General features: G+C 60.3%; 6 protein-coding genes. 4 read left to right on the top strand and 2 right to left on the bottom strand.

All coding sequences use genetic code 11. The features are described 5' to 3' along the window. The 4 genes from DBR18_RS29340 to DBR18_RS16895 all read left to right on the top strand — a co-directional run. A partial coding sequence (locus DBR18_RS29340) for an efflux RND transporter periplasmic adaptor subunit (RefSeq protein WP_256588758.1) occupies positions 1–511 on the top strand: 511 nt, incomplete at its 5' end. 15 nt (positions 512–526) lie between these two features. Next, positions 527–3676, top strand: coding sequence for a CusA/CzcA family heavy metal efflux RND transporter (locus DBR18_RS16905; RefSeq protein ID WP_108591163.1), 3150 nt, complete (start codon positions 527–529; stop codon positions 3674–3676). A 748-nt stretch (positions 3677–4424) separates the two neighbouring features. Beyond that, a complete protein-coding gene (locus DBR18_RS16900; RefSeq protein WP_108591162.1) occupies positions 4425–4628 on the top strand; it encodes a co-regulatory protein PtrA N-terminal domain-containing protein in 204 nt (67 codons plus the stop codon). Between the two features lie 66 nt (positions 4629–4694). Beyond that, a complete protein-coding gene (locus DBR18_RS16895) occupies positions 4695–5027 on the top strand; it encodes a DUF2790 domain-containing protein (protein WP_108591161.1) in 333 nt (110 codons plus the stop codon). A gap of 84 nt (positions 5028–5111) precedes the next feature. On the opposite strand, the gene DBR18_RS16890 is transcribed toward DBR18_RS16895, so the two are convergent. Then, positions 5112–6332 carry a YcaO-like family protein gene (locus DBR18_RS16890; RefSeq protein ID WP_108591160.1) on the bottom strand — a complete coding sequence of 407 codons (1221 nt, stop codon included), beginning with the start codon at positions 6330–6332 and terminating at the stop codon, positions 5112–5114. A 12-nt stretch (positions 6333–6344) separates the two neighbouring features. Next, on the bottom strand, positions 6345–6509 hold the full coding sequence (locus tag DBR18_RS28390; protein ID WP_177482397.1) for a hypothetical protein: 165 nt from the start codon (positions 6507–6509) through the stop codon (positions 6345–6347). Positions 6510–6858: the final 349 nt, after the last annotated feature.

Genomic DNA, 6858 nt, shown 5'->3' with positions numbered 1-6858 from the left:
GGTCGATGAGACCACCGCCGCTTTCACTCTTTCGGACTTGTCCCGCGTGTGGGTGACCTTCGGCGTTTCACCGAAGGATCTGACCCAGGTGCAGGTGGGGAAACCGGTGACTGTCAGCGCGCCTGAACTGAAGGCCGAAGTGACTGGCAGTGTGGCGTACGTCGGCAGTCTGCTCGGCGAACAGACCCGCACCGCGACCGTACGCGTGACCCTGGAAAACCCGCAGGGCTCATGGCGTCCGGGGCTGTTTGTCACCGCACTGGTCGCCACCGACAGCCGCGAGGCCAAAGTCGCCGTGCCGGAAACCGCAATCCAGACCGTCGAGGACAAACCCACGGTATTCGTCCGTACCGACGACGGCTTCAAGGCGCAGGCGGTGGAGCTGGGCAGCCGCGCCGCCGGCCACGTGGAAGTCACCCAAGGGCTGGAACCGGGCGTGCAAGTCGCCAGCGCCGGCAGCTTCGTTCTCAAGTCGGAGCTGGGCAAAGCCTCGGCCGAGCACAGTCATTAATTCTGGAAGGTCCCCATGTTCGAACGCCTGATCCAGTTTGCCATCGAGCAGCGCATCATCGTGCTGCTCGCCGTTCTGCTCATGGCCGGCCTCGGCATCGCCAGTTATCAAAAGCTGCCGATCGACGCCGTGCCCGACATCACCAACGTCCAGGTGCAGATCAACACCGGCGCCGCCGGGTTCTCGCCGCTGGAAACCGAGCAGCGCATCACCTTCCCGATTGAAACCGCCATGGCCGGTTTGCCGGCGCTGGAGCAGACCCGTTCGCTGTCGCGCTCCGGGCTGTCGCAGGTCACGGTGATCTTCAAGGACGGCACCGACCTGTTCTTTGCTCGCCAACTGGTCAACGAGCGTCTGCAGATCGCCAGGGAGCAATTGCCTGAAGGCGCGGAAGCGGTGATGGGGCCGATCTCCACCGGCCTCGGCGAGATCTTTCTGTGGACGGTCGAGGCGAGGGAGGGCGCGCTCAAGGATGACGGCACAGCCTACACGCCGACCGATCTGCGGGTGATTCAGGACTGGATCATCAAGCCGCAATTGCGCAACGTACCGGGGGTGGCCGAGATCAACACCATCGGTGGGTTTGCCAAGGAATACCAGATCGCGCCCGACCCGAAACGCCTCGCCGCGTACAAGCTCACCCTCACCGATCTGGTCACTGCGCTGGAGCGCAACAACGCCAACGTCGGCGCCGGGTACATCGAGCGCAGCGGCGAGCAGTTGCTGATCCGCGCGCCGGGGCAAGTGGCAAGCACCGAGGACATCGCCAACATCGTAATGGCCAACGTCGATGGCACGCCGATCCGGGTGAAGAACGTCGCCAGCGTGGAAATTGGCCGCGAATTGCGCAGCGGCGCGGCCACCGAAAATGGTCGCGAAGTGGTGCTCGGCACGGTGTTCATGCTGATCGGCGAGAACAGCCGCACCGTGTCACAGGCGGTCGCCAGCAAGCTTGAACAGATCAACAAATCCCTGCCGCCAGGCGTGATCGCCGTGCCGGTGTACGACCGCACGCACCTGGTCGACAAAGCCATCGCCACGGTGAAAAAGAACCTCGTCGAAGGCGCGATTCTGGTGATCGCGATTCTGTTCCTGTTCCTCGGTAACATCCGCGCCGCACTGATTACGGCGATGGTGATTCCGCTGTCGATGCTGTTCACCTTCACCGGCATGTTCAGCAACAAAGTCAGCGCCAACCTGATGAGCCTCGGGGCGCTGGACTTCGGGATCATCGTTGACGGCGCGGTGGTGATCGTCGAGAACACCCTGCGCCGGTTGGCTCACGCACAGCAGCATCACGGCCGTTTGTTGACTCGGGCCGAGCGTTTCAAGGAAGTGTTCGCGGCGGCGAAAGAGGCGCGCCGACCGCTGATTTTCGGCCAGTTGATCATCATGGTGGTGTACCTGCCGATCTTCGCCCTGAGTGGCGTCGAAGGGAAAATGTTCCACCCGATGGCGTTCACTGTGGTCATCGCGCTGCTCGGTGCGATGCTGCTGTCGGTGACCTTCGTCCCGGCGGCGATTGCGCTGTTCGTCACCGGCAAGGTCAAGGAAGAAGAGGGCGCAGTGATGCGCGGTGCGCGTCGGGTGTATGCACCGGCGCTGACGTGGGTCATGGCCCACCGCGCGGTTGCGGTAGGCGCGGCGCTGGCTGTGATCGTATTCAGTGGCGTGCTCACCAGCCGCATGGGCAGCGAGTTTGTGCCGAGCCTCAGCGAGGGTGATTTCGCCCTGCAAGCGCTGCGCGTGCCGGGCACCAGCCTGACGCAATCGGTGGACATGCAGCAGCGCCTGGAAACGTTGATCCTGGCCAAAGTGCCGGAGGTTGAACGGGTGTTCGCGCGCACCGGCACCGCAGAAATCGCTTCCGACCCGATGCCGCCAAACATCTCCGACAGCTACGTGATGCTCAAGCCCAATGAGCAGTGGCCGGACCCGAACAAATCCCGCGAAACCCTGATGGCTGAACTGCAAGCCGCTGCCGCGACGCTGCCGGGCAGCAACTATGAACTGTCGCAGCCGATCCAGTTGCGTTTCAACGAACTGATCTCCGGCGTGCGCAGCGATGTCGCGGTGAAGGTGTTCGGCGATGATATGGACGTGCTCAACGCCACGGCAGCGAAGATCGCGGCGGCGATGCAGAAGGTCAACGGTGCCTCTGAAGTGAAGGTCGAGCAGACCACCGGGTTGCCGGTGCTGACCATCAATATCGACCGCGACAAGGCGGCGCGTTACGGACTCAATGTCGGCGATGTGCAGGACACCATCGCTGTGGCCGTCGGCGGGCGTCAGGCCGGCACCTTGTATGAGGGCGATCGGCGTTTCGACATGGTGGTGCGTTTGTCCGACGCCATGCGCAAGGACATCGACGGCTTGTCGGCGCTGCTGATTCCGGTGCCGGCGTTGAGTGGCGCGGCGAACCAGATCGGTTTTATTGCACTGAAGGACGTCGCCAGCCTCGATCTGGTCCTCGGGCCGAACCAGGTCAGTCGCGAGAACGGCAAGCGTCTGGTGATCGTCAGCGCCAACGTGCGCGGGCGGGATATCGGCTCATTCGTCAGCGAGGCCGGTGCGCTGATCGAGCGCGAGGTGCAGGTGCCGGCCGGTTACTGGACCAGTTGGGGCGGGCAGTTCGAGCAACTGCAATCGGCGGCCAAGCGCTTGCAGATTGTGGTGCCGGTGGCGTTGCTGCTGGTATTCGGGTTGTTGTTCATGATGTTCAACAATCTGAAGGATGGCTTGCTGGTGTTCACCGGGATTCCGTTTGCGCTGACCGGTGGGGTGATGGCGCTGTGGCTGCGGGATATTCCGTTGTCGATTTCCGCCGGCGTAGGTTTCATCGCGTTATCGGGCGTGGCGGTGCTCAATGGCTTGGTGATGATCGCGTTCATTCGCAATTTGCGTGAAGAGGGAAGGTCGCTCACAGAGGCGATCAATGTCGGCGCGCTGACCCGGTTGAGGCCAGTGTTGATGACGGCGCTGGTGGCATCGCTGGGGTTTATCCCGATGGCGCTGGCGACGGGTACCGGGGCCGAAGTGCAGCGACCGCTGGCAACCGTGGTGATCGGTGGAATCCTGTCCTCGACCATTCTCACGTTGCTGATCTTGCCCGCGCTCTACCAGATCGCCCACCGCCGGGATGAAGACCCAGTCTCCACCCGGTAGGTAACCCTCAGGTTTCAGTGGCGCTCACAGATGACTGCGGTCACTGTGGGAGCGGGCTTGCCCGCGAAAGCGGTGGGCCAGCCGATGAAGATATCGCCTGACCTGACGCTTTCGCGGGCAAGCCGCGCTCCCACAGGTTCAGTGGTGTTCACAGAATGTGCGGATGACTGCGGTCACTGTAGGAGTGAGCCTGCTCGCGAATGCGGTGGGCCAGCCGATGAAGATATCGCCTGACCTGACGCCTTCGCGGGCAAGCCGCGCTCCCACAGGTTCAGTGGTGTTCACAGAATGTGCGGATGACTGCGGTCACTGTAGGAGTGAGCCTGCCCGCGAAAGCGGTAGGCCAGCCGATGAAGATTTCGACTGACCTGACGCGTTCGCGGGCAAGCCGCGCGCTCCCACAGGTTTCAGTGGTGTTCACAGAATTGGCGGATGACTGCGATCCCTGTAGAAGTGAGCCTGCTCGCGAATGCGGTGGGCCAGCCGATGAAGATATCGCCTGACCTGACGCCTTCGCGGGCAAGCCGCGCTCCCACAGGGTTCAGTGGTGTTTACAGAATGTGCGGATGACTGCGATCCCTGTGGGAGTGAGCCTGCTCACGAATGCGGTGGGCCAGCCAAAGGTGAAGCAGTTTTCCGCCCGGATTCAAAACTGCCACCACATTACGAATCTGTAATTGCGCCGCCACCGTCACGAAAGGTGCGCCTTGTTACCTTGATTCCGTCAATTAATAACGAGGAATCAACCATGAAATTCGCCCAACTGAGTGCCTTCGCAGCCGCCCTGATGCTGTCTTCTCTGGTGATGGCCGAAGGCGGCGGCGACCGCACCTTCGAACGCATGATGACCGCCAACGATCGCTCCGTGGAGTTGTTCGTCGCCAAGGAGAAGGCCGCCGGCAGCCCGGTTGTCGCCAATGAAAAGAAAGACGACACATCCCGAGACCTGTAGGCGCACAGCACTGGAACAAGCCCGTTGTCGTGAGTCGATCCCGGGCTTTTTATGGAGGTAATGCAGATGAAATTGATCCACTTTTTGACGTTCACCGGTGTTATGGCAATGTCGCTGAGTGCACTGGCTGAAGGAGGCGGTGACCGCACTTTCGAGCGAGCACTGAGTGCCAACGTCAAGGCCATGGAGCAATACGCTGCCAGCCAGGGTAAGCCGTCCCCGGTGATTCGGGACTACGAATACGGTATGAAGCTGGATGTGGTGAAAGTGGTCAGTGTCGTACGCCCGCAAGTCGCCTGCGCCGTAGTGCCTGCCGCAATGACTTACGAAGATTCGAAGGGTCGCCTCAACACGGTCAAATACACTGTGGCGGGTGATTGCCGTCAGCGTGGCGGGTGAATAAGTCGATGACCGTCCGGCGGTTCGATATACCACTGATTGCCCCGGCCAGCCTGGCTTGATCGACATCGATACTTGAGCGATTCATTCCAGCCTTGCCTGATCGGCCGGAGCCCGACGTCGTCCGCGTGTTTGCGGGACAACCACATTGCCGTTGGACACGATGAAAAAACGCTCCAGCCCGGGGATCACCACGTTGACCAGCGTTGTCCCCAGCGCTGTCCGATGCAGTACGCATACGCCCAGTGTCCGACCGTGATCGAGCAGGTCCTTTTCCAGTCGCCCGATTTGCTCGCACAGAGGGCGTTCGGCGCTGGCGGCAGTTAGTGTGACCCTGTCCTGAAGAGGTTTTTGCAGCAAGGTTTGCGCGTCGAACCTGGCGCAACGTAACAGTCGCGGGAAATGCCTCAGGTGTCTTTGCGAATTGCTCTGATACTGCTGATGTTCGCTGTCCGACGCAGTGTGGTGCAGTTGCACGAGTTCGGTGATCGCGCGCCAGGCGCCGTGTCGCGGATTGAGGGAGCAACCTGTGCCGCACACACTGCTGAAGCTGGTTTTCGCCGAAAAAGCGAGAAAAGTGCGGGCAATGAATTCGCTGCTGATATCGATCAACACGATACTCGAACCGATCTCTCGTTCTGCGTCGGCCCACAATCGTCCCAGCGGATCGCTTTCGGCCAGCCGCGCGACTACGCGCAGTGGCGGATGATTTTCATAATAAAAATGATCCAGCAGAAACAGTGACAGTGCGTCGCGCTCGATGCATTCGTTGGCGGCGTGCAGCACGGCTTCATTGTAGGTCGCTCCAATCGCGGTTCCGCTATTGCTGCTGTAGCGGCGCAGTACACGACAGTCCGCACTTTCATGTAGCGGCGAATTGGGCGAGGTCAGGGCCATTGGATAGGAGAAAACGGTCTGGAGCGCTGCCGATTCAAAGGTTCTGCAAGCGACCTGGGCATCCGGTTGCCGACTGAGAAATTGCAGGACCGAGTCATCGTGAAACAGCGCAGTCTGCGCAAAATACGTCGCTGGCATGTTATGGGCGCTTGTCTGGAAAAAGACGTCGGACCAGTAATGTTCGAGGGCTTCATACAGCGCGCCGAGACGAGCCTGTTGAGGGTATCCCTTGCCAGAGCCTTGCGCCCGAATCCCGGTTTCGGTAGCCAGCTGGACTTGCACCAGTACAATTTCCTTGCCAACGGTGCGTACGCAGACGGCAAGTCCGATACCCGCAAGTTCGGCATGCACCCGTTGTTCTGACTGCACACACGTCAACTCGCGCCCAGCCAATTTTTTCCTGCTCATGGAATCTGTTCCTCATGCAAGCGCGGGGAAATCACTTCGCCGCACGTCTTGAACCACGAGCTCGGCCAGCTCTTCCTCGTTCAGTTGCAGGGCTTCGATCTGTTCAGGCGTTGGCGCTTCCAGCTGTTCGAGGTCGGTTACTTCATTGGCCTGCCAGCCACCGTTCATATAGCCCATAGGTAAGCTCTCTCTTCAAGAATCGTGATGCGCCGACTTGGCACCGGGCGAATCTATAAGCGAGCGGATGACAGGGTCAAAGATGTCCGGACATTTCCGTTTCGGCATCGGGTCGGTGTCGAAATACGTACATGAACTATTTCCCTTGTGTCCAAAGACTCCCGAATACAGGGCGGGAAAAGCGTTTTGCGGCGTTCTTTTGCACAGAAAAGCTGCGCCATGCGCAGGATTTGAAGTGCGAGAGCTGTCGGAAATTTCAGCAGGTAGCAGGTACAAAATCTCGCTAATGGCCGACTATGAGAGTTTGAGCCGTTGATGCAGTGAGTTTTCCCATGCAGGTCGAGAAAAC

Origin of the sequence: Pseudomonas sp. HMWF021, from assembly GCF_003061005.1 — a bacterium.
Lineage (GTDB): Bacteria > Pseudomonadota > Gammaproteobacteria > Pseudomonadales > Pseudomonadaceae > Aquipseudomonas.
The sequence above is the reverse complement of the archived record's forward strand: the minus strand, read 5'-3'. Positions and strand labels throughout refer to the sequence as shown.

What these genes read in the sequence shown, in the direction of transcription:
- DBR18_RS16905 (WP_108591163.1), top strand. Translation starts at nt 527, where the DNA reads ATGTTCGAACGCCTGATCCAGTTTGCCATCGAGCAGCGCATCATCGTG.
- DBR18_RS16895 (WP_108591161.1), top strand. Translation starts at nt 4,695, where the DNA reads ATGAAATTGATCCACTTTTTGACGTTCACCGGTGTTATGGCAATGTCG.
- DBR18_RS16890 (WP_108591160.1), bottom strand. Translation starts at nt 6,332, where the DNA reads ATGAGCAGGAAAAAATTGGCTGGGCGCGAGTTGACGTGTGTGCAGTCA.
- DBR18_RS16900 (WP_108591162.1), top strand. Translation starts at nt 4,425, where the DNA reads ATGAAATTCGCCCAACTGAGTGCCTTCGCAGCCGCCCTGATGCTGTCT.
- DBR18_RS28390 (WP_177482397.1), bottom strand. Translation starts at nt 6,509, where the DNA reads ATGGGCTATATGAACGGTGGCTGGCAGGCCAATGAAGTAACCGACCTC.